General features: G+C 44.3%; 19 protein-coding genes and 1 other annotated feature. Of the genes, 15 read left to right on the top strand and 4 right to left on the bottom strand.

Annotated features, from left to right (window positions below; translation table 11 throughout):
• Positions 1-289: 289 nt before the first annotated feature.
• The 4 genes from BCT11_RS16210 to BCT11_RS16195 all read left to right on the top strand — a co-directional run bounded on the left by BCT11_RS16210 (position 290) and on the right by BCT11_RS16195 (position 6,062).
• Entirely contained in the window at positions 290-1,234 is a 945-nt protein-coding gene (locus BCT11_RS16210; RefSeq protein WP_038878188.1) for a TIGR01212 family radical SAM protein, read from the top strand.
• A gap of 50 nt (positions 1,235-1,284) precedes the next feature.
• Positions 1,285-3,030, top strand: coding sequence for a diguanylate cyclase (locus BCT11_RS16205; RefSeq protein WP_102388747.1), 1,746 nt, complete (start codon positions 1,285-1,287; stop codon positions 3,028-3,030).
• 220 nt (positions 3,031-3,250) lie between these two features.
• Positions 3,251-5,611, top strand: a complete 2,361-nt coding sequence (gene arcB, locus BCT11_RS16200) for an aerobic respiration two-component sensor histidine kinase ArcB (RefSeq protein WP_042605375.1) — start codon at positions 3,251-3,253, stop codon at positions 5,609-5,611.
• 1 nt (position 5,612) lies between these two features.
• Entirely contained in the window at positions 5,613-6,062 is a 450-nt protein-coding gene (locus BCT11_RS16195) for a hypothetical protein (RefSeq protein ID WP_038866326.1), read from the top strand.
• A gap of 69 nt (positions 6,063-6,131) precedes the next feature.
• On the opposite strand, the gene arcA is transcribed toward BCT11_RS16195, so the two are convergent.
• The gene (arcA, locus tag BCT11_RS16190; RefSeq protein ID WP_038866329.1) at positions 6,132-6,848 is read right to left on the bottom strand and encodes a two-component system response regulator ArcA; all 717 of its coding nucleotides are present in this window, start codon (positions 6,846-6,848) and stop codon (positions 6,132-6,134) included.
• 361 nt (positions 6,849-7,209) lie between these two features.
• Between arcA and BCT11_RS16180 the strand changes: the two genes are divergently transcribed.
• On the top strand, positions 7,210-7,617 hold the full coding sequence (locus tag BCT11_RS16180) for a DUF3293 domain-containing protein (RefSeq protein WP_038866331.1): 408 nt from the start codon (positions 7,210-7,212) through the stop codon (positions 7,615-7,617).
• Positions 7,618-7,670: 53 nt separating this feature from the next.
• A complete protein-coding gene (locus BCT11_RS16175) occupies positions 7,671-8,153 on the top strand; it encodes a putative 4-hydroxy-4-methyl-2-oxoglutarate aldolase (protein WP_038866333.1) in 483 nt (160 codons plus the stop codon).
• Here BCT11_RS16175 and BCT11_RS16170 read toward each other — a convergent pair.
• On the bottom strand, positions 8,150-8,620 hold the full coding sequence (locus BCT11_RS16170) for a hypothetical protein (protein WP_038866336.1): 471 nt from the start codon (positions 8,618-8,620) through the stop codon (positions 8,150-8,152). The genes BCT11_RS16175 and BCT11_RS16170 overlap by 4 nt on opposite strands.
• Before the next feature lie 440 nt (positions 8,621-9,060).
• Positions 9,061-9,180 (top strand) — a sequence feature (Thr leader region).
• 53 nt (positions 9,181-9,233) lie between these two features.
• Here BCT11_RS16170 and thrA point away from each other — a divergent pair.
• The 4 genes from thrA (at position 9,234) to BCT11_RS16150 (ending at position 14,746) form a co-directional block, all read left to right on the top strand.
• Entirely contained in the window at positions 9,234-11,693 is a 2,460-nt protein-coding gene (gene thrA, locus BCT11_RS16165; protein ID WP_042605376.1) for a bifunctional aspartate kinase/homoserine dehydrogenase I, read from the top strand.
• 20 nt (positions 11,694-11,713) lie between these two features.
• The gene (thrB, locus tag BCT11_RS16160) at positions 11,714-12,670 is read left to right on the top strand and encodes a homoserine kinase (RefSeq protein ID WP_038866340.1); all 957 of its coding nucleotides are present in this window, start codon (positions 11,714-11,716) and stop codon (positions 12,668-12,670) included.
• A complete protein-coding gene (thrC, locus tag BCT11_RS16155; RefSeq protein WP_102388746.1) occupies positions 12,667-13,947 on the top strand; it encodes a threonine synthase in 1,281 nt (426 codons plus the stop codon). The genes thrB and thrC overlap by 4 nt, the downstream gene beginning before the upstream one ends.
• A 139-nt stretch (positions 13,948-14,086) precedes the next feature.
• Complete coding sequence (locus tag BCT11_RS16150) at positions 14,087-14,746, top strand: NAD(P)H-dependent oxidoreductase (RefSeq protein WP_102388745.1); 660 nt, start codon at positions 14,087-14,089, stop codon at positions 14,744-14,746.
• Positions 14,747-14,857: 111 nt separating this feature from the next.
• On the opposite strand, the gene grcA is transcribed toward BCT11_RS16150, so the two are convergent.
• Entirely contained in the window at positions 14,858-15,235 is a 378-nt protein-coding gene (gene grcA, locus BCT11_RS16145) for an autonomous glycyl radical cofactor GrcA (protein ID WP_005434930.1), read from the bottom strand.
• Between the two features lie 326 nt (positions 15,236-15,561).
• Here grcA and nfo point away from each other — a divergent pair, with 326 nt between their 5' ends.
• From nfo to BCT11_RS16125, 3 genes are all read left to right on the top strand, one after another.
• Positions 15,562-16,449 carry a deoxyribonuclease IV gene (nfo, locus tag BCT11_RS16140; protein ID WP_102388744.1) on the top strand — a complete coding sequence of 296 codons (888 nt, stop codon included), beginning with the start codon at positions 15,562-15,564 and terminating at the stop codon, positions 16,447-16,449.
• Between the two features lie 354 nt (positions 16,450-16,803).
• Positions 16,804-17,484: a uracil-DNA glycosylase gene (ung, locus tag BCT11_RS16130; protein ID WP_102388743.1), complete on the top strand. Its 681-nt coding sequence runs from the start codon at positions 16,804-16,806 to the stop codon at positions 17,482-17,484.
• Positions 17,485-17,627: 143 nt separating this feature from the next.
• Positions 17,628-18,179 carry a hemerythrin domain-containing protein gene (locus tag BCT11_RS16125; protein ID WP_045422041.1) on the top strand — a complete coding sequence of 184 codons (552 nt, stop codon included), beginning with the start codon at positions 17,628-17,630 and terminating at the stop codon, positions 18,177-18,179.
• Positions 18,180-18,407: 228 nt separating this feature from the next.
• Here BCT11_RS16125 and BCT11_RS16120 read toward each other — a convergent pair whose 3' ends face one another.
• A complete protein-coding gene (locus BCT11_RS16120; protein WP_039977404.1) occupies positions 18,408-18,593 on the bottom strand; it encodes a DUF3545 family protein in 186 nt (61 codons plus the stop codon).
• Between the two features lie 722 nt (positions 18,594-19,315).
• Between BCT11_RS16120 and BCT11_RS16115 the strand changes: the two genes are divergently transcribed.
• Positions 19,316-20,752 carry a sodium:alanine symporter family protein gene (locus tag BCT11_RS16115; protein WP_038876224.1) on the top strand — a complete coding sequence of 479 codons (1,437 nt, stop codon included), beginning with the start codon at positions 19,316-19,318 and terminating at the stop codon, positions 20,750-20,752.
• A 108-nt stretch (positions 20,753-20,860) separates the two neighbouring features.
• A complete protein-coding gene (gene yaaA, locus BCT11_RS16110; RefSeq protein WP_102388742.1) occupies positions 20,861-21,637 on the top strand; it encodes a peroxide stress protein YaaA in 777 nt (258 codons plus the stop codon).
• Positions 21,638-21,725 lie beyond the last annotated feature (88 nt).

Here is a 21,725-nt window from a genome sequence, read left to right as displayed (position 1 = left end):
TAAAAGTCACAAAAACAGCGGGGTTGTGTAAGTATCCTACAATTTTGTGACTTCGTAATGCAATGAAAAGTCGCTTTTGTGACCCAATTTTTTCGTTTAAATATGCACTTTTTGTTTAACAATTGCGCAACATAGCTGCTTTTAGGTTGGTTTTATGCAGTTTTATTGATTTCAAACCATTATGCTCTTGTTTGAATTGACTAGAATTATTGGTTTTTTCTTGCAGGGATGTAATTTATTTACATAGATCGTAGTGAGATTTATTACGGTTTACGATTGGTGAGAATCTATGCAGTTACATGAGTTGGTCAACACACTAGGTCAAGACCTTCAGCGTCGTTACGGCGAAAAAGTCCATAAGCTGACTTTACATGGTGGCTTTAGCTGCCCAAACCGCGACGGCACCATTGGTCGAGGTGGTTGCACGTTTTGTAATGTCGCGTCCTTTGCGGATGAAGAAGTCCAGATCAAAAGCATTCATGATCAATTGAAAGATCGTGCGGGAGAGATCCACCGTGCGAAAAAGTACCTTGCTTACTTCCAAGCCTATACCAGCACATACGCGGAAGTGCAGGTATTGAAAAATATGTATGAAGAAGCTCTCAAGGCCGCTGACATCGTGGGGTTGTGTGTAGGCACTCGTCCAGATTGTGTTCCTGATGCCGTATTGGATCTGTTGTCGGATTATGTCAATCAAGGTTATGAGATCTGGTTGGAATTGGGCCTTCAAACTGCCAAAAACGACACACTTAAGCGAATCAACCGAGGTCACGATTTTGAATGCTATGCTGATATCACCAAGCGCGCTCGTGCGCTAGGTATCAAAGTATGTACTCATCTTATTGTTGGCTTACCAAAAGAAACACGCAGCGATAACATTGAAACACTGCGTAAAGTCCTTGAAGTAGGCACTGATGGCATCAAGTTGCATGGTTTGCATATTGTTGATGGTAGCACGATGGCAAAGGCATGGCGTGCTGGAAAACTAGAAGCTCCAGAATTGGAAGAGTATGTAGCGATTGCCAGTGAAATGATCCGTATGACCCCTAAAGAGGTGATTTATCATCGTGTCTCTTCGGCTGCACGTCGCCCAACATTGCTCTCCCCGCTGTGGTGTGAAAACCGTTGGCTAGCGATGACAGAGATAGGAAGAGCTTTGGATCGCGAAGGGGCTCAGGGCAGTTTGAATGGTGACCCTTTCATCTATAGTAAGCCAGAATTAAAGGCAGATTGATCGATTAATAACTGGTATATTTTTCCCGATTTGCATTAAAGGTCGGAAAAATGGATCAGTTACTCGATTGGTTATGGGATGGGTGGGGCAACTACGAATTTGTAGTCCTGCTCTTTTTCGTGTTTGCCGTTGCCGTTACATTAATTTATTTACGTTTTCAAACCGCTTTAAAGTACGTTGTTACTGATTCTCCTTATCCTGTGCTTGTGGTTGATGCTAACCATGGGCAGCTTCTGTTATCTAACCATCCCGCGATGCAACTATTGGGTATTCGTCCTTTAGGTTCTGGTTTTCTTTATCCGGCTTCATTTAATTTAGATGAACTTGTCGTATTGCTTGATAGCTTTTCAAGCCGACAATTTCGCCAGCAAATTTTTGACTGGCGTTTATCCGATGGTGAAAGCATCAAAGTTGAGTTATCTGGTCGAAAGAGCTTACTGCGTAGGCAAAGAGTATGGATTCTGTATGCTCAAAGTCATCAAATGACCCAGAAAGATCAGCAACAAGAACTGGCCCAACTAAACATTGCTCGTTCTGCCTTGGACTCGTTGTCTGAATTGATTTGTTTGCAAGATCAAAAAGGTAAAGTACTGACCACTAACCGCGCGTTTGATCAATTTTGGCAAGGTCGAGAAAACGAAGCATGCACTTCAAAATCCAGTTCGATGTCTGCTAGAAAAAGTGACCGTCGTTGGACAACGGATCCTCAAGGACGCAGTTGTTTGCTAGAAGTGAATCAGAATTCACTAGTGTCTCAAACTGGGGAAATGATAGGGACGCTGTCAATTAGCCATGATGTAACTGAATGGCATAAGATGCAGCAAAACTTACGTGATGAAATGGAGCGTCGTAAAGATACGGAAGTGGCTCTAGCTCAACGTGACACCATTCTTCAGACCATTTTGGACGCCAGTCCAGATTCGATCGGTATCTTCAATGAAAACATGGTGTATCAAGCGTGTAATAAGCCGTTTGTGAATGCTTTAGGGATTCCAGATGTTTCAGACCTAATTGGAAAGCGTCTACAAGATGTGATCCCTGAAGATATTTACATCCGCCTAGAAGCCAGTGATCTTCAGGCTTTACAGCAAACTCACCCCGTGCGTTATATCGACAAAGTGACCAGTACCGACGGTTATTACACATGGTTTGATGTGGTGAAGTCACCCTTTAAAGATAAAGCTTCTGGTACCAATGGTGTGCTGATCATGGCTCGCGATATTTCTGAACGTTATCTTGCGGAGCAGAAACTGGAAGAAGCCAACTTGGAGTTGGAGAAACTCAGTTTCTTAGACAGCCTAACTCAAGTCGCAAACCGACGCCGATTTGACGAGCAACTCGATACACTTTGGTACCATCATGTTCGAGAGAAGCTACCTCTGTGTATCATGCTATGTGATATCGACTTCTTTAAGCGCTATAACGACTGCTACGGCCATCAACAAGGTGATGAGGCGCTAATTAAAGTGGCATCGGTATTCCAGCAGGTGGTTAGTCGTTCTTCTGATTGTGTTGCTCGTTATGGTGGTGAGGAGTTCGCTTTCATCTTGCCAAATACCACGACGGAAGGGGCTCAAAAAGTCGCTCTGCGGATACATGAACGCATTCATGACCTCGGCATCGAACATTGCTGTTCAGAAGCTTTTGCTCAATTGACAGTCAGTATCGGCTTTGTCTCTTACATTCCTCAGCACGGCGATGAACCTGAAATGGGGGTCGCGATGGCAGACAGTGCACTCTACCAAGCGAAGGCCGATGGTCGTGATCGAACCAGTGTTCATCCAAGTTCTTGCTAACGCTTTGTGACCGCTTGCTCTAAGTTGAGAGTAGGCGGTTTTAATCACCGTATTAAACACGTTAAACTGCTCATACATGGTGTGAGGTGTTTGCTAGCCCTGAAGCTTCGCTGGTTCGCCAATGTGTATTGCCAAACTTAAAACAGCTCGAAATATCTTCACTGTTTTAACCTCTCTAACTGTCAGGGTTCGATATCTAGCTTGTTCCATGGAGTAGTGAATGAAGCCCATGAAAAACCTCGCCCAGTACTATGTTGACCTATTGGTTAAGCTGGGGATTGTCCGTTTCTCTATATTGCTGGCCTTAGCGCTGGTGGCACTGGCTGTTGTGGTGCAAGTTGGTATTACGCTCGCCTTGAAAGGAAACGTCGACGATATTGATATTGTTCGTTCTGTTTTCTTTGGTCTGCTTATTACCCCTTGGGCGGTGTATTTTCTTTCCGTTGTTGTTGATCAGCTAGAAGAATCTCGTCAACGATTGACCAAACTAGTCTCTAAGCTGAAAGACATGCGCTCGCGTGACCAAGAACTGAACTTCCAATTGCAGCAGAACATTGAAAAGCTCAATCAAGAAATTGAAGAGCGCATTAAAGCGGAAGAAGCGCGCGAAGAAGCCATGCAAGATTTGGAGAACGAAGTATTCCAACGTGAACGCACTCAGTTAGAGCTTGCCGAGCGTACCGCACTTTTACGCTCTTTCATTGATGCATCTCCAGACTTGATTTACTACCGTAACGCCGATGGTGTCTTCTCTGGTTGTAACCGAGCAATGGAAGAACTCACTGGTAAGAAAGAGCATCAATTGGTGGGCCTAAGCCCATGGGATGTTTACAGCAAAGAAGTGGCCGAGCACATCGTTGATACCGACCAAAAGGTCTTTGCAGACAATCAGGCCATCACTTACGAGCAATGGCTTGAATATCCAGATGGTCGCAAACACTACTTCGAATTGCGCAAAGTACCTTTCTACAGTAAAGATGGCCGTCACCTTGGTCTAGTTGGCTTTGGACGAGATATTACCGAACGTAAACGCCATGAAGAATCGTTAGAAAAAGCCAGCCGTGACAAGACCACCTTTATTTCCACCATCAGTCATGAACTGCGCACGCCATTGAATGGCATCGTTGGTTTGAGCCGAATGTTGCTCGATAGTCAGTTAACGCAAGAGCAGCGTAAGCACATGCAAACCATTAACGTCAGTGCCATTACCTTGGGCAACATCTTCAACGACATTATCGATATGGATAAATTCGACCGTCGTAAATTGGAACTGCTGCCTGCACCATTGAACTTTGAGGATTTTGTAGCAGAGATTGAAAGCATCTCTGCTCTGATGGCGGAGCAGAAAGGGTTGCGTTTCGACCTTGAACGCTTGAGCGCATTACCAAAAGCGATTGAAGTGGATGCGACCCGACTGCGTCAGGTTATCTGGAACTTGGTTAGCAACGCAATGAAGTTCACCAAAGAAGGTGGCGTCGTCATGACAGTCAGCGCAGATGTCGAAGACGACTACGCGACCATCATCATGGAAGTAGAAGACACTGGCATTGGTATTCCTGAAGAAGAGCTGGATAAGATTTTTGCGATGTACTACCAAGTGAAGTCAGGCAAAGACAACCTTCATGCGGTTGGTACCGGCATTGGTTTGGCGGTTTCTAAGCAGCTTATCAACATGATGGATGGCGATATTACTGTTGCGAGTGAAGAGGGCTTCGGGAGTACCTTTACCGTTTCGATTCACGTTCCGATTGTTGAATTGGAAGAGCCTGTTATCGATGCTCAGCGAGATAAAGTGCATCTAAATATCTTTATGGTAGAAGATATCGAACTGAACATTACTGTTGCTAAGTCACTGCTTGAAAGCTTGGGACATACCGTCACTGTAGCCATGACAGGTGAAGAAGCGCTGGTGAACTTTGTACCAGACGAATATGACTTAGCGTTGCTGGATATACAACTACCAGACATGACAGGTTTTGATGTGGCTAAGTACTACCGTGAGCATTACGACAACTTGCCGCCATTAGTAGCACTAACAGCGAATGTGATGAAAGATCGTCGTGAATACTTAGACAATGGTATGGACGATGCAATCAGCAAACCACTTGCGGTACAAGCGATGCAATCAGTGATTGATAAGTTCTTCGTTAATCGTATTGATAACCAAGAGGAAGAGGTTGTTGAGCCTGAGCTCGTTGAGGATGTTACACCGACCCCATCGCCCGTCATCAATACCCATTTACTTGATTTGGATATGCTAGAGTCATACGTGGATATCGTGGGTGTGAAACCTGTTTATGACAGTATCAAGATGTTCGAAGACATGATGCCAGACTACATTCAGATTTTAGACTCGAACATGATGGCGAAAGACCAAGATGGTATTGTTTCAGAGGCGCATAAGATCAAAGGCGCCGCGGGTTCTATTGGTCTTAAACACATCCAAAGTGTTGCACAGAAGGCACAATCTCCGGATATGCCTGCTTGGTGGGAAAATATCTCGGACTGGGTCGAAGAAATAAAAAATGAATATCAAAATGACATTCAAGTCTTAAAAAGTTGGTTGGAACAGAGGAAATAACATGAAGAAGTTTGCATCGGCAGCACTGGCAATCGCATTACTTGCTGGTTGTAGTTCTGCTCCTCAAGTGGGTTGGCAAGAAGACAGCCAAATCACCATGAATAAAGTGAATGTTGAGCTGAAAAGCAACTTGTGGGTAAACCTAATGCCAACCATTGGTGAGGTTCAAGAGCAAAACGTACATGGTGCGTTGTACTTGAAATCAGACAAGGAACTACCAGCCAACTTGACCGTGGATTCATTGATCATCAAACAAGGCGATTCTGAATGGCAAATTGATGGTGACTTGCTTGAGTTACGTACTCATAGTGAGAACCAGTGGGAAGTCGCCTTTGTTTGGCAAATTGAAGCGGATATGGAAAAGTCAGTCGACTTAGCTTTGTTATTAGATGATGCTGGTAAGAAAGGCTGGTTGGTTGAGAAACACATTAAGATCGATAAAGTATACTGATATTGCTTTTTCTCAGATAAAAAAAGGGCTTGCTCATGGTGCAAGCCCTTATTGTTTGTGTTGAAGCGATTAGTCTTCTAGATCGCCACAGAAGCGGTAACCTTCACCGTGAATCGTCGCGATGATTTCAGGAGTACCTGATACAGATTCAAAGTGCTTACGAATGCGACGGATAGTCACGTCAACAGTACGGTCGTGTGGCTTAAGCTCACGGCCCGTCATCTTCTTAAGAAGATCAGCACGAGTTTGAATCTTGCCTGGGTTCTCACAGAAATGCAGAAGTGCACGGAACTCAGAACGAGGCAGTTTGTAGCCATCGCCAGCTGGGCTCACAAGAGAGCGGCTGTTGATGTCTAGCACCCAACCGTTGAACTCATATTTTTCTACCGAGCGCTTCTCTTCTTGTACTGCGTTAGTGCTCATTGAGCGGCTTAGCAGGTTACGTGCGCGGATAGTCAGTTCACGTGGGTTGAATGGTTTAGTGATGTAGTCATCAGCACCGATTTCAAGACCTAGGATCTTGTCTACTTCATTGTCACGACCAGTTAGGAACATCAGTGCGATGTTCGCTTGCTCGCGAAGTTCACGTGCTAAAAGGAGACCATTCTTGCCTGGAAGATTAATGTCCATGATAACCAAGTTGATTGAATTTTCAGACAACACTTGGTGCATCTCTTCACCGTCACTGGCTTCAAAAACAGCGTATCCCTCTGCTTCAAAAATACTCTTAAGAGTGTTACGAGTTACTTGCTCATCTTCTACGATAAGAATCTGCGGGGTTTGCATTGGCGGTACCTAAATTTGTGACAAAATTGTGCTAATAGAATAAATTCTAGGCAAAAATATAACATACAGGTAATGTGATTTTGATAATAAATCAAGTTGATCAAAAAAACACTTCTTTCAGTTATCCGCCTTCCTTGGAATTTTGCCAACTCACCAGTATCCGATGGCGACGTTTATTCTATAGGGCTTGTTTACCTTTCATTTCCTAGCCTTCGCGGGGCCTGAAACGTAAACACCCTAAGATATGGAGCGGATTTTATATTGTTAACAGCATGCTAACAATGCTCAAATGTTAATTCCATTCAGTTTGTTGATTTACATCAATTGATGAAATGTAACCGTTATTAATCGTTTAAGAGTTATGATAGAAAAAAGTAATACGAACATAGACGCATCGTTATGGAATGCTTATTCAGAATCTTTCTTTCGTTTTCATACTGATTGGTGCTCTTCAAGTTACGCAGTGATAACCGCTTGGAACCCTTACAGTAATTTGCGGTCAAAAGAGATGAATTGCATAAGTAATCATGAACTCGAAAAGCAATTAAACCACGTTAAACACGTGCCTGTCACGGTTGGTGATCAGGCATTCGAATGGTTTGAAGAAAGTTACGCAGCAGAACTCACGCCAGAAGCGGCGATAGTGCTGGCAAAAGATTTCCAACAGAATGCGATTTACTACGTCATTGATGACGAGCTTTACCTGATAGCGTGTTCAGAGCCAGAGATTTTGCACAAGCTTGGTTCGATGAAATCCAGACTGGTATAGAAGGATACTACTCACTGGAGTTTTGCTCGGGTGAGACATTTCACGGAGGAACTATGAGAGACATAACACCAGATATTTGTGACCAATTTGAAGAACAAGTTACGTTACTGAGTCTGCCATTGCAGAATTTTGGTCAACGTACCGCGTTTCATGGAGAGATAGTCACAGTGCGTTGCTACCATGATAATTCAAAAGTTCGCGAGGTACTGAGCGATAATGGTACTGGCAAAGTACTAATTGTTGACGGACACGGCTCTTGTCAAAAAGCCTTGCTAGGCGATCAATTAGCGATTCTTGGGATCGAAAATGGTTGGGAAGGCATCATAGTGTACGGCGCGATTCGCGATGTAGCTCAGATTTCTCAAATGGACATTGGTGTTCAAGCCCTAGGCACATGTCCGTTTAAAACAGAAAAGCGTGATGTCGGAGAAGTGAATGTTACGCTGACAATGCAGAATCAAATTGTTCAACCTAAGCATTACGTTTATGCGGATTGGAATGGCGTATTGATCTCTAAAGAGGCGTTGGATTTTTAAAAGCGGAAACCAAGTCCGACTTCAAAGCCTTGTTGCCAATCTTGATAATCTAAAGTGGCGTGAAGATCTAAGTTTTCGGTGATTTTTACGCGGCTTGAAACCTCGGCAGCGAGGCTACTGTCTTCTTCACGAATACCTTCGGTCGTTTCCGCTTTATAAGAGCGAACCGTACTTTTAACGGTGACGCGATCATTTAAGTGATAACTGATCCCACTCAAAAAGCCACTTTGGTTTTGCGTTGGTGAATTATTTACACGCGCACCGACGTAAAGATCAACCGAGTCAAACAGCTCATACGCGTAACCGCCATCAATATTCCAGACGTCAAAGCTCTCGGTATGGTAGTTTTCACTAGAAATGAAAAGCTTGTGTGGGGAAGCTGTGGTTTTTCCTGGGAGAGGTGGCAACTCATTTGCAGCACAAATGCTAGGCACAACAAACAGTAACAGAAAAATCCATTTTTTCATGTTGACCACTCCTTGTGTCGAACTTTGTTATTAGTATGTGCTTAAAGCTTCTCAATATTAAAGCATAGAATATGAAAGTCAGCTCACTTATTTTCTACTTAATTCAATCCTATGAACCTTGATCACAGTTAACTTGTTGTTAATTAGTATTCATGAGGATCGATGTTTTGATCATATGTAGATAGAAGAGGATCAGGTGTCATCACCGCTATTTGCTTCTATATCAAACAGACCGTTGTAGAGAGAGAAAAAGTTCAATTGACTATGATAATTCGCAACCATTTGTAATTACATTGAAATATCAAAGACATTGCGTAGCAGAAATCACTACAAGACCGGAAAATAGACAATTTTTTGTTGACTCTGTACCAGAAACTCGGTAAACGTAGAGTTAAGCAAACACACAATTATCGTTGAATATTTATTTATGCCATCAAACAGCCTAGTAGTAATGACCACAACCATTATTATTACCAACACGACCAATGTTGGGGCAGGCTGCTGAGCGAAAGAAATTCACAAAAAAGGCCTGTATCCAACAAGATACAGGCCTTTTTTTATGCTTTTTTAAATGAAATTTAGACAGAATTAAGAAGATACATCGGAGGAAGGGATGCGAGTATTGAAGTTTGGCGGCTCATCATTAGCAGATGCAGATCGCTTTTTAAGAGCAGCGGATATCATTGCCAATAACGCTCAACAGGAAGACGTTGCCGTTGTGCTTTCTGCACCGGGTAAAACGACCAATAAGCTTGTTGCGGTGATCGAAGGCGCACTTCGAAACGGTGAAGCAGAGCTTCAAATCAATGAGCTAGAAGCGTCGTTTAAAACGCTATTTTCCGAAATCCAAGCGGTTGTTCCAAATGTGGATGGCACGGCTTTCGATAACCAAGTTAAAACCTCACTTTCTCAATTACGTCAATTTGTTCACGGCATTAATCTTCTTGGTATGTGTCCAAACAACGTCAACGCACGCATTATCAGCAAAGGCGAGCGTGTGTCGATTCAACTGATGAAAGCGGTACTAGAAGCAAAAGGCCAACCTGCGCATCTTATCGATCCGGTTGAGTACCTATACGCGAAAGGCGATCATCTAGAAGCGATGGTTGATGTTGAAGTCTCTACGCAGAACTTCCGCCAAAACCCGCTTCCAGAAGGTCATGTCAGCATCATGCCGGGCTTTACAGCTGGTAATGAAAAAGGTGAATTGGTAACTCTGGGTCGTAATGGTTCTGATTACTCCGCAGCGGTACTGGCCGCATGTTTGCGTGCAGACTGCTGTGAAATCTGGACTGATGTAGATGGCGTTTACAACTGTGACCCTCGCCTAGTTGAAGATGCACGCCTACTCAAGTCGCTCAGCTACCAAGAAGCGATGGAGCTTTCTTACTTCGGTGCTTCCGTTCTGCATCCAAAAACCATCGCACCAATTGCACAATTTCATATCCCATGCCTGATCAAAAACAGCTTTAATCCACAAGGTGCGGGTACATTGATTGGCCAAGATACTGGCGAAGATAATCTAGATATCAAAGGCATCACGACGCTAAATGATCTAACGATGGTTAACGTGTCTGGCCCAGGTATGAAGGGCATGGTAGGCATGGCAAGCCGTGTCTTTGGTGCGATGTCATCAGCGGGCGTGTCTATCGTCCTTATCACACAATCTTCTTCTGAGTACAGCATCAGCTTCTGTATTGAAGCGCAAGATAAAGCCAAAGCACAGCAAGTGTTGGCTGACGCATTTGAGTTGGAACTAAAAGACGGTTTACTTGAACCAGTCGAGTTCATCGACGATGTGTCTATTGTGACGTTGGTTGGTGATGGTATGCGTACTTCTCGCGGTGTCGCTTCTCGCTTCTTCTCATCTCTTGCTGAAGTGAACGTAAACATCGTGGCAATCGCACAGGGCTCATCTGAGCGTGCTATCTCTGCCGTGATTCCTGAAGACAAAATCTCTGAAGCGATCAAAGCGTGTCACGAGAACCTATTCAACTCTAAGCACTTCCTAGACGTTTTCGTTGTTGGTATTGGCGGTGTTGGTGGTGAGCTGGTGGATCAGATCGAACGTCAACAAGCGAAGCTTGCAGAGAAAGGCATTGTGATCCGCGTGTGTGGCTTGGCAAACAGCAAAGGTCTTCTGCTTGATAGTGAAGGTCTGCCTCTAGAGCATTGGCGTGACCGTATGTCTGCTTCAACTGAAGAATTCAGCCTAGCGCGTCTGATTTCACTGGTGCAACGTAATCACATCATTAACCCTGTGTTAGTTGACTGTACGTCCAGCGAAGCCATTGCGAATCAGTATGCAGACTTCTTAGCCGCAGGTTTCCACGTCGTAACACCAAACAAAAAAGCTAACACGGCAAGCATGGCTTACTACCATCAACTTCGCGATGTAGCGCGCAGCTCTCGTCGTAAGTTGATGTACGAAACAACCGTAGGCGCAGGTCTACCGGTAATCGAAAACCTACAAAACCTCATCTCAGCGGGTGATGAACTAGAGCGCTTCAGCGGCATCCTTTCTGGCTCTCTGTCATACATCTTCGGTAAGTTAGATGAAGGCATGAGTCTAAGTGAAGCGACAAATATCGCGAAACAAAACGGCTTTACGGAACCGGATCCGCGTGACGATCTATCGGGTATGGATGTGGCACGTAAGCTTCTGATCCTTGCTCGTGAAGCTGGCATGTCTTTAGAACTAGAAGACGTTGTGGTTGATCAAGCTCTGCCACCAGGTTTTGATGATTCAGGCAGCGTTGAAGAGTTTATGGAGCGTTTACCAGAAGCGGACGCGTACTTTAAAGAGCAGTCAGCAAAAGCGGCAGAAGAAGGTAAAGTACTGCGCTATGTGGGCGAAATTGTCGATGGTAAATGCACAGTGAGCATTGCTGCCGTCGATGAAAACGACCCGATGTTCAAGATTAAAGATGGTGAAAACGCACTGGCATTCTACAGCCGCTACTACCAACCAATTCCACTGGTATTGCGTGGTTACGGTGCGGGTACCGAGGTAACGGCAGCGGGCGTATTCTCTGATGTGATGCGTACTTTAGGTTGGAAGCTAGGGGTATAACGGCAATGAGTTCAAGTGATATGGATGTTGTGGTTTATGCCCCAGCATCAATTGGTAATGTAAGCGTTGGTTTCGACGTTCTGGGGGCGGCGGTGTCGCCAGTTGATGGCACTCTTTTGGGCGACCGAGTATTGGTAAAGTCAGGAGCTGAGCCATTCAGCCTAAAAACCTCCGGTGACTTCGTTGAAAAGTTGCCTACCGAGCCAAAAGAGAACATTGTTTACGATTGTTGGGTGGTGTTTGCTCGTGAGCTAGACAAAAAAGGCGTCGAGCTAAAACCACTTGAGATGACGCTAGAAAAGAACATGCCAATTGGCTCTGGTTTAGGCTCAAGTGCATGCTCTATCGTTGCGGCATTAGATGCATTGAACCGATTCCATGGACAGCCACTTAACGAGACAGAGTTACTGGCACTGATGGGAGAAATGGAAGGCAAGATCTCTGGTGGTATTCACTACGATAACGTCGCACCATGTTACCTTGGCGGCGTACAGTTGATGCTTGAAGAGTTGGGTATCATCAGCCAGGAAGTGCCTTGCTTTGATGATTGGTATTGGGTGATGGCATATCCGGGCATCAAAGTGTCCACTGCAGAAGCGCGTGAGATCCTGCCATCTCAATACCGTCGACAAGATATCATTGCCCATGGTCGCCACCTTGCAGGCTTTATCCATGCGTGTCATTCTGGTCAGCCAGAACTTGCTGCAAAAATGATCAAAGACGTGATCGCAGAACCGTATCGTGAGAAACTGCTTCCGGGTTTTGCGAATGCACGTCAATACGCAGCGTCTGCGGGTGCATTAGCTACCGGTATTTCTGGCAGTGGGCCGACACTGTTCAGTATTTGCAAAGAGAAAGATGTCGCTGAGCGAGTTGCTCGCTGGTTAGAACAGAACTACGTACAAAACGAAGAAGGATTCGTCCACGTTTGTCGTCTAGATAAGCAGGGTTCGAAAGTAACAGGAAGTGAGCTATGAAGCTTTACAATATAAAAGAAAATGATGAACAAGTTTCCTTTGGCCAAGCCGTTCGCCAAGGGTTAGGTCGTAATCAAGGCCTATTTTTCCCATCGGAATTACCAAAATTTGAAGATATCGATGCGCTGCTTGCAGAAGACTTTGTCTCTCGTAGCACTAAGATTCTATCAGCGTTAATTGGCGATGAACTTGCAGAAGAGCAAGTGAATGCTCTTGTTGATGCTGCGTTCCAATTCCCTGCGCCTATCAATCAAGTAAAAGACGGTGTTTATGCACTGGAGCTGTTCCATGGTCCAACGCTTGCGTTTAAAGACTTTGGTGGTCGCTTTATGGCGCAATCTCTTGCTGCGGTTTCGGATGGCGGCAAGATCACGATTCTGACTGCAACTTCTGGCGATACTGGCGCAGCCGTTGCGCATGCTTTCTACGGTATGGAAGACATCAACGTTGTGATTCTTTACCCGAAAGGCAAGATCAGCCCACTGCAAGAGAAGCTATTCTGTACGCTTGGTAAGAACATTCACACTGTTGCGATCGATGGTGACTTCGATGCCTGTCAGGCTCTGGTTAAGCAAGCTTTTGATGATTCTGCGCTGCGAGAAGAGATCGGTCTGAACTCTGCAAACTCAATCAACATCAGCCGTTTGATGGCGCAAATCTGTTACTACTTTGAAGCCGCTGCGCAAATGAGCAAGCAAGAACGTGAAAACCTAGTTGTGTCTGTACCAAGCGGTAACTTTGGTAACCTAACTGCTGGTCTATTGGCAAAAGCGCTGGGTCTGCCTATCAAACGCTTTATCGCTGCAACTAACGCTAATGACACTGTTCCTCGCTACCTAGAAACAGGTAAGTGGGATCCAAAACCAACAGTAGCAACGACATCGAACGCGATGGACGTGAGCCAACCAAACAACTGGCCTCGTATCGAAGAGCTATGCCGCGTGAAAGAGTGGGGCTTGGAGACGCTAGGTAAAGGTGCAGTAACGGATGAGCAAAGCGCGCAGTCAGTAAAAGATTTATACGCCATGGGTTACTTGTGTGAGCCGCACGGTGCGATTGCTTACCGCGTGCTTGAAGAACAACTGCAAGACGGTGAAACAGGTCTGTTCCTATGTACTGCACACCCTGCGAAGTTCAAAGAAGTGGTAGATGACATTCTGCAATCTGACATTGATCTTCCTGCGCCACTAGCGAAGCACGCTGCGATGGAACTGCTATCGGAAGATCTCGACGCAGACTTTGACGCATTGAAACAAGTACTGCGCCGCGTGCAGTAAGCTTCAAAATACAGTCAGTATCAAAAACACAAATAACGAGAGGTGAATGAGCAATCATTCACCTTTTTTATTGCCGGTAAGTTTTAACTCTCTTTATTATTGAGAAACGAACTTAACTAAATGAGATGGAAAGAGAAGCATGCATTTTTTGATTTTTCTTGGCTCAGTGAGAGACAGCACGCCACCACGACCAGCCCGTTTAGGAATGCGAGTCAGTAGAGCGTGTCAAAAACTCATCGTGAGTCAGCATTCGCAACATACTGTCGAAATCATTGACCCATTGAACTATGACTTTGGCGATGTGTTTAAGCCCGAGTTTGCTTATCACCGCTCTAAGGTGCCGGAGCACCTAAGTGAGCTGGCAGACAAAATCAAACATGCCGATGGGTATGTGATGGTTAGCCCGGAATACAACCATTCGATGAGTCCTGCCTTGGCAAACATGCTTAATCATTTTGGCAGTTCGCTGTTTTCCTATAAGCCAAGTGCGATCGTGACCTACTCTGCTGGGCAATGGGGTGGTGCTCGTGCTGCGGTGTCGATGCGCACTTTCTTATCCGAGTTGGGATGCTTACCCGTGTCGGCAATGATCCATATTCCAAAAGCACAAGAGGTGTTTGATGAACAGGGTGTGGTTGCGGATGAATCGGATCAGGCGCAGTGGGATAGCTATATGAATCGCACCCTGCATCAACTGATTTGGTGGGCAGAAGGGGCGTCATTGCAAAGAGAGAGGCTTGAACCAACCTCGTTGGCACAAGCGTTTCAGAAAGATCCTTCGCAAAGAAACGCACCTTAGAGGCGAGTTGCTTTCTGCTGTCGGAAGGTTTTAGAAGGATCCAGAAACAAAAAAAGCTTGGTCATTGCTGACCAAGCTTTTTAAATTCTAGCAAGCTAGTTTACTGAGAGATTATAGAGACTCAGTAAAAGTACGAGCGATTACGTCACGTTGCTGTTCTGGAGTTAGCGAGTTGAAACGTACTGCGTAACCAGAAACACGGATAGTTAGCTGTGGGTAGTTCTCTGGGTGTGCAACTGCGTCTTCTAGAGTTTCACGCTTAAGAACATTTACGTTTAGGTGCTGACCGCCTTCGATGCGAGGAGCTGTTTCGATTGCTACTTCACGGCTTTCGTATTCACCTAGGTCGCTAATTGCGATAACTTGGTCTGCTTCGTAAGTTGATGCTGCAGCAACACAACGCGCTTCGTTCTTCTCGCTATCTAGTAGCCAGATTGAGTTTAGTAGTTCGTCGTTAGCTGCTTTAGTAATTTGGATACCTTGGATCATCACTATCTCCTAGACCACTTACGTGGTGATTATTGGTGTTAATTTTCGAATTTTTGTCGAGCTAAGTATTATATAGCCAATATCCATTATTTTAATATTGATTTAAGTCAAAAAACAACCAAAAACCTTAATTTTCTGAAGGTGATTTTCTTGAGTTAAATCAATAAAACGTTTGAAAACATACTATTTACAATTTATTTGATAATATAAAAAATATTTAAAAGTTAATTTTGTTGTAAATTTACTACAAAACAAGCTCAAAACTTAACCTTGTTTACGCAACTGCCTGTATTTAGGTAGCCATACTGAAAGTCTAAAGTGATTAAATGACAAACATGAAAAACAAGTTTGGAAACAAATTTATTGGTGCTCACGTATCTGCGGCTGGAGGGGTTGATCAAGCGCCTCTTCGTGCTCGTGAAATTGGTGCGAATGCGTTTGCTCTGTTTACTAAGAACCAACGCCAATGGGTTGCAAAACCACTCGAAGAAAAAACCATTAGTGCGTTCAAAGCAAACTGCAAAATGCTTGGTTTCGGCGCGGAACACATTCTTCCCCATGACTCTTATCTGATTAACTTGGGTGCTCCAGAAGAAGAAAAGCTGAACAAATCCCGCGCGGCATTTATTGATGAGATGGAGCGTTGCAATCAATTAGGTTTAACCTTGCTAAACTTCCACCCTGGTAGCCACTTAAAGAAAGTGTCGGAACAGGCGTGTTTGGCGACGATCGCCGAGTCGATTAACCTGGCGCACAAAGCAGTGCCGAATGTGATCGCTGTGATTGAGAACACGGCAGGTCAGGGCACTAACTTAGGTTGGAAGTTTGAACATTTGGCTGAAATCATCGATCAAGTGGAAGACAAAGAACGTGTTGGCGTATGTCTCGATACTTGTCACACGTTTACCGCTGGTTACGATCTGCGTACTAAAGAGGATTGTGGGCATACCTTTGCTGAGTTCGATCGTATCGTAGGCATGCACTATTTAAGAGCAATGCATCTAAATGATTCAAAAGTCGAATTCGCTAGCAAGGTTGACCGTCACCACTCATTAGGCAAAGGCGAGATCGGCTGGAGCTGTTTTGAGTACATTGCTAAAGATCCACGTTTTGATGGTATCCCTCTGATTTTAGAAACAATTGACCCAGATATCTGGCAGCAAGAAATCAACACTTTACGCCAATTCCACATTGAAGAAATGGTTAATTCCTAACGGGATGGCAAAGTTGGCATCCTTCTTTCTTAGCTAAAACCATTGAGCGGTTATGCGCTTGTTTTAAACGCCTGAACTCAACGTTGTAGTTAGGCGAAGCTAGTTAGGAGGATGACAATATGTCTCGACCAGTTTCTTTTATCCCAGCGACACACTCTCGACGAGTATTACGTTTACCTACTCCAAACCGCCATATCACCGGACAGGGGCATTTTCGAACGCCGCAACGACATTAGCGAGGGCTCTCGTTAATGTCATGATTTTTTGAAAAGCCATCTCAAGCTGATAGTAAGTTTTTGTTTGTTTGGACTTCGCTCGGTAGAATAAAGGAAAACCCTAGGACAGGAACTTTCCATGAATCAGTTACCGACTTGGCACGATGTGATCGGCGAAGAGAAACAACAGAGCTACTTTGTAGATACCCTGAATTTTGTTGAAGCAGAGCGCGCCTCAGGCAAAGCGATTTATCCGCCAACTAAAGATGTGTTTAATGCGTTTCGCTTTACTGAATTCAATGATGTGAAAGTCGTGATTTTAGGGCAGGATCCCTATCATGGACTGAACCAAGCACACGGTTTGTGTTTCTCTGTGCTACCAGGCATTAAAACTCCGCCATCTTTGGTGAACATGTACAAAGAGTTAGCGCAAGATATCGAAGGCTTCCAAATTCCGCAGCACGGTTTTTTACAAAGCTGGGCCGAACAAGGTGTGTTGTTACTCAATACAGTATTGACAGTAGAGCAGGGTAAAGCACATTCACACTCTAAAACCGGTTGGGAGACCTTTACTGACCGTGTGATTGAATCGATCAACCAGCATCAGCAAGGTGTGGTGTTCTTACTGTGGGGAGCACATGCACAGAAGAAAGGTCGTTTCATTGACCGTAGCAAGCATCATGTGTTGGCCGCTCCACATCCATCGCCGTTATCTGCTCACCGCGGTTTCTTTGGCAGTAAACCATTTTCACAAGCGAACCAGATCCTGCTTCAGCAAGGTAAAGAAGCCATTAATTGGCATTTGCCTTTAACGGTGTAAATCTCACTTTTCCTCTTATATAAAGAGGTAATTCTCAGTACAGCGATCGTGACACAACGATCGCTGTTTTTTTGAACATCGTCGAATCAGATATTAGGTTTCTCATATACACTTATAGAAAGTAGGTGTTAAGGAGAGACGCTATGATGATCGAAAGAATTCGACGAGAACACGGCTATATGGTCCGTTTACTGGCGATATTGCGCCATAAATTAAATGAGATTAAACAAGAGAATGCCATCAATTATGCGTTGGTGAGCGAAATCGTAGATTACCTCTCTAACCATTCTGAAAAAATCCACCACCCTAAAGAAGACATTCTCTACCATTACTTCCTAAAACAGTACGGTCAGCAGAAGACAATTGAGAACTTAGAGCTTGAGCATCAAGTGTTGGCGAGCAAAACCAAAGATTTCTCAATGCTATTAGAAATGATCCTGCAAGATGCTGTCGTTCCACAAGAGTTATTCATAACACAGTTAGAGGACTTTATTGTGACGCAAAAACGCCACCTTGAGTTGGAAGAGCGCCAGGTACTGCCTCTTATTGAAGAACTGTTTACCTCGGACGATTGGCAATATGTAGAAAGCCTATGGCATCAGAGTGAAGATGATCCTGTATTTGGTAGTACTATTGCAGATCGCTATAAACAATTGGCTGAACGAGTGCGTCAGAACGATGTTGAGTTCGTTTAAAGCGAATTATGACAAGGTAAACGATTGCTTTAGCGCGGTTTATTTTGCGTTTTCTTATTTGATGAGAATTAAGGGTAAATTGGATTCTTACAAATAGGGCAGAATTTTGAGGTAAATTCTCAATCAATAAGAATGGGTGTTATAGGACGAAATTCAACGCAAAAACACCCATCAAATTCATAGGTCTATAAATGACAAAAGGCACCCACGAGGTGCCTTTTGTCTAAATTATAGTTTGATATCTTCTAGAGAGATGTCGTGACAGACATCCAGTTCACGCAGTTCCTTTAGCAAATTACGTCGGTCGTTCATTTCTTCTATTTCTCGCCACTTACGCTTCAATGGTTTCGCACGAGATTTTGATGTTGAGGTAGTATCCAGACCAAATAGGTCATCGAGTTGAAAGCCTTCCATAAGCCACCTTTACCTTTCTATATCTAAACTGTTGTAACCAGTCCTTGTGGAGCTTTTTAAGTACCACAATAGACGTGAGGATAACCATGATATATTTCGCATTTGTGTCGGTAACATGACATTTTCGCGCAAAAATACTCACAGAATCACATTTTGCATGGGGACGGAGTGCGCAAAAAATAAGCGAACGAACTCACGAAAACGATTAAATGAAGAGATTTGGTATGTTAATTCGAGCGACAGATTTTACTTAAATTTTGAATACTAAGGTTGCATAGCATCGCTTTGATGAAAATGTATCCAATCGTAACAGAGTGAGGTCATTAAAATTTGTCAGATACCTTGTGGTTGCTAGCCTCGCTAAAAATAAATGGGATGGTGTTTTGTTAACGATTGCGGGGCTATTTATGTTGAGTTTTGATAAACGCAATGTTGCTGTTTGTGAGCGATAAGTTTTCATTTTATGTTAATCAATAGTGACTTTATAGTGAAAAATAACAAGCTTATTTTACTGGTTGCATATTGATTTTTGCTTGTCGAGGCTGCATTATCCGCCCGTCAAAAAATACGCTGGTACGTAAAATGGATGCATGAAGCGACGTTTACGATTCTAGATTGCGAAATAAACATTATTCAAAAAGCTAAGCAGACTTTGACACTTAGCATGCAATCTGGTGGATGGCTCGGAAGCAAAGACTGGCGCAACTCACTTTGAGGTACACATGACAGACTTAATCAATTTGATGAACGACCTCCTTTGGGGCTCGATTCTTGTTTATCTTCTTGTTGGTGTAGGAATCTACTTCACCGTTCGATTGGGATTCATTCAATTCCGCCATTTCGGCCACATGTTCTCTGTTCTAAAGAACAGTCGTAAAGCAGACAAAGCTGGTATCTCTTCTTTCCAAGCGCTTTGTACTAGTCTTGCTGCACGTGTTGGTACGGGTAACATGGCGGGTGTTGCAGTTGCACTGACTGCGGGTGGCCCTGGTGCAATCTTCTGGATGTGGTTGATTGCGATGCTTGGTATGGCGACGTCGTTTGCAGAAAGCACACTGGCGCAGCTATACAAAACCAAAGATGATGATGGCAACTACCGCGGTGGTCCTGCTTACTACATGGAAAAAGGCTTGGGCATGCGCTGGATGGGCGTGTTGTTCTCAATTTTCCTAATCATCGCTTTTGGTTTGGTATTTAACGCCGTTCAAGCAAACTCTATCGCGAATGCAATGAGCAATGCATTTGGTTGGGATGACCTTTACGTAGGTATCGCAGTTGTTGCTTTGTCCGCTATCGTTATTTTTGGTGGTATTAAGCGTATCGCGAAAGTTGCTGAGTTAGTTGTTCCTGTAATGGCTCTGGCTTACCTCGTTCTTGCGATGTTCGTGATGCTTTCTAACTTAGAGAAACTACCAGACGTTCTAATGCTTATCTTCAAGAGCGCATTCGGCCTGCAAGAAGCTGCTGCTGGTGGTCTTGGTTATGCCATCGCACAAGCGATGATCAACGGTATCAAACGTGGTCTATTCTCGAACGAAGCGGGTATGGGTTCTGCGCCAAACGCGGCAGCATCAGCAACGCCTTACCCACCACACCCAGCATCTCAAGGTTACGTACAGATGCTAGGCGTGTTCATGGATACAATCGTTATCTGTTCAGCGACAGTTGCTATCATCCTGATGTCAGGTGAGTACGTAGGTCAAGCAACAGAAGTGACGGGTATTGAGCTAACTCAGCGTGCATTGAGCTCGCAAGTGGGTGATTGGGGCGGCATCTTTGTTGCGGTTGCGATCTTCTTCTTCGCATTCACCTCAATCATTGCTAACTACTCGTACGCTGAAACAAACCTTATCTTCCTAGAGCATAACCACAAAGCGGGTCTAGGCATCTTCCGTATCGTTGTACTAGGTATGGTTATGTTTGGTGCGTTAGCTTCTCTGCCTGTGGTTTGGTCGCTTGCTGACGTCTCTATGGGTCTGATGGCGATTGTGAACTTGGTGGCGATCATCTTGCTATCTGGCATCGTGATTAAACTGGCGAAAGACTACAACCGCCAGTTGAGTGAAGGTAAAGTGCCAACGTTTGATCCGAATGACTTCCCTGAGCTGAAATCTCAGCTAGAGGAAGGTATTTGGGACAACAACAAGAAGGCAGACTAAGTCGCTTAATCATTGTTGAAAGCTATCAACACGATTCAAAAAGCCATGCAGACAATGCATGGCTTTTTTTGTACCCTAATGGAAAACAAAATTAGGGAAGTTAAAGTCATGCTTATCGTCGTTTCTCCAGCTAAAACGCTTGATTACGAGTCTCCACTTGCAACCGAGAAGTTTACTCAACCAGACTTGGTTAGCTATTCAAAAGAGCTGATCGAGGTATGCCGTAAATTAACACCTGCCGATGTTTCGTCACTGATGAAAGTGAGCGACAAAATCGCTGACTTGAACGTCGGCCGTTTCCAAGAGTGGAGTGAAACCTTCACGACAGATAACGCTCGCCAAGCGATTTTGGCGTTTAAGGGCGATGTGTATACAGGTCTTGAAGCGGAAACTCTTTCAGATATCGATTTCGATTACGCTCAAGGTCATCTACGTATGCTGTCTGGCCTTTACGGCCTGCTTAAGCCGCTTGATTTGATGCAGCCATACCGTCTTGAAATGGGCACTAAGCTAGCAAACGAAAAGGGCACTAACCTCTACCAGTTCTGGGGTAATGTCATTACCGATAAGCTGAATGAAGCGATTGCTGAGCAAGGCGACAACGTGCTGATCAATCTTGCATCGAACGAATACTTCAAAGCGGTGAAGCCAAAGAACTTGGATGCTCAAGTGATCACACCAATCTTCAAAGATTGTAAGAATGGTCAATACAAGGTGATCAGTTTCTACGCGAAGAAAGCGCGCGGTATGATGGCTCGCTACATCATCGAAAACCGTATCGAAAGCGTTGCTGACCTCACTAAGTTTGATGTTGCGGGTTACTACTTCGTTGAAGAAGAGTCGACGCCAACTGACTTGGTGTTTAAGCGCGAAGAGCAAAACTGATTGAAGTAAGTGAATCGCGAGTTGATGACTCAGCGAAATAAAGTACGCCAAAAAGCCGGATAGTTATCCTGTCTCTTGATCACAAGTC

It is taken from the genome of Vibrio sp. 10N.222.52.B12, from assembly GCF_002875385.1.
GTDB lineage: Bacteria > Pseudomonadota > Gammaproteobacteria > Enterobacterales > Vibrionaceae > Vibrio > Vibrio jasicida.
Note: the sequence above shows the minus strand (reverse complement) of the source record. Positions and strands in the feature narration are given on the sequence as shown.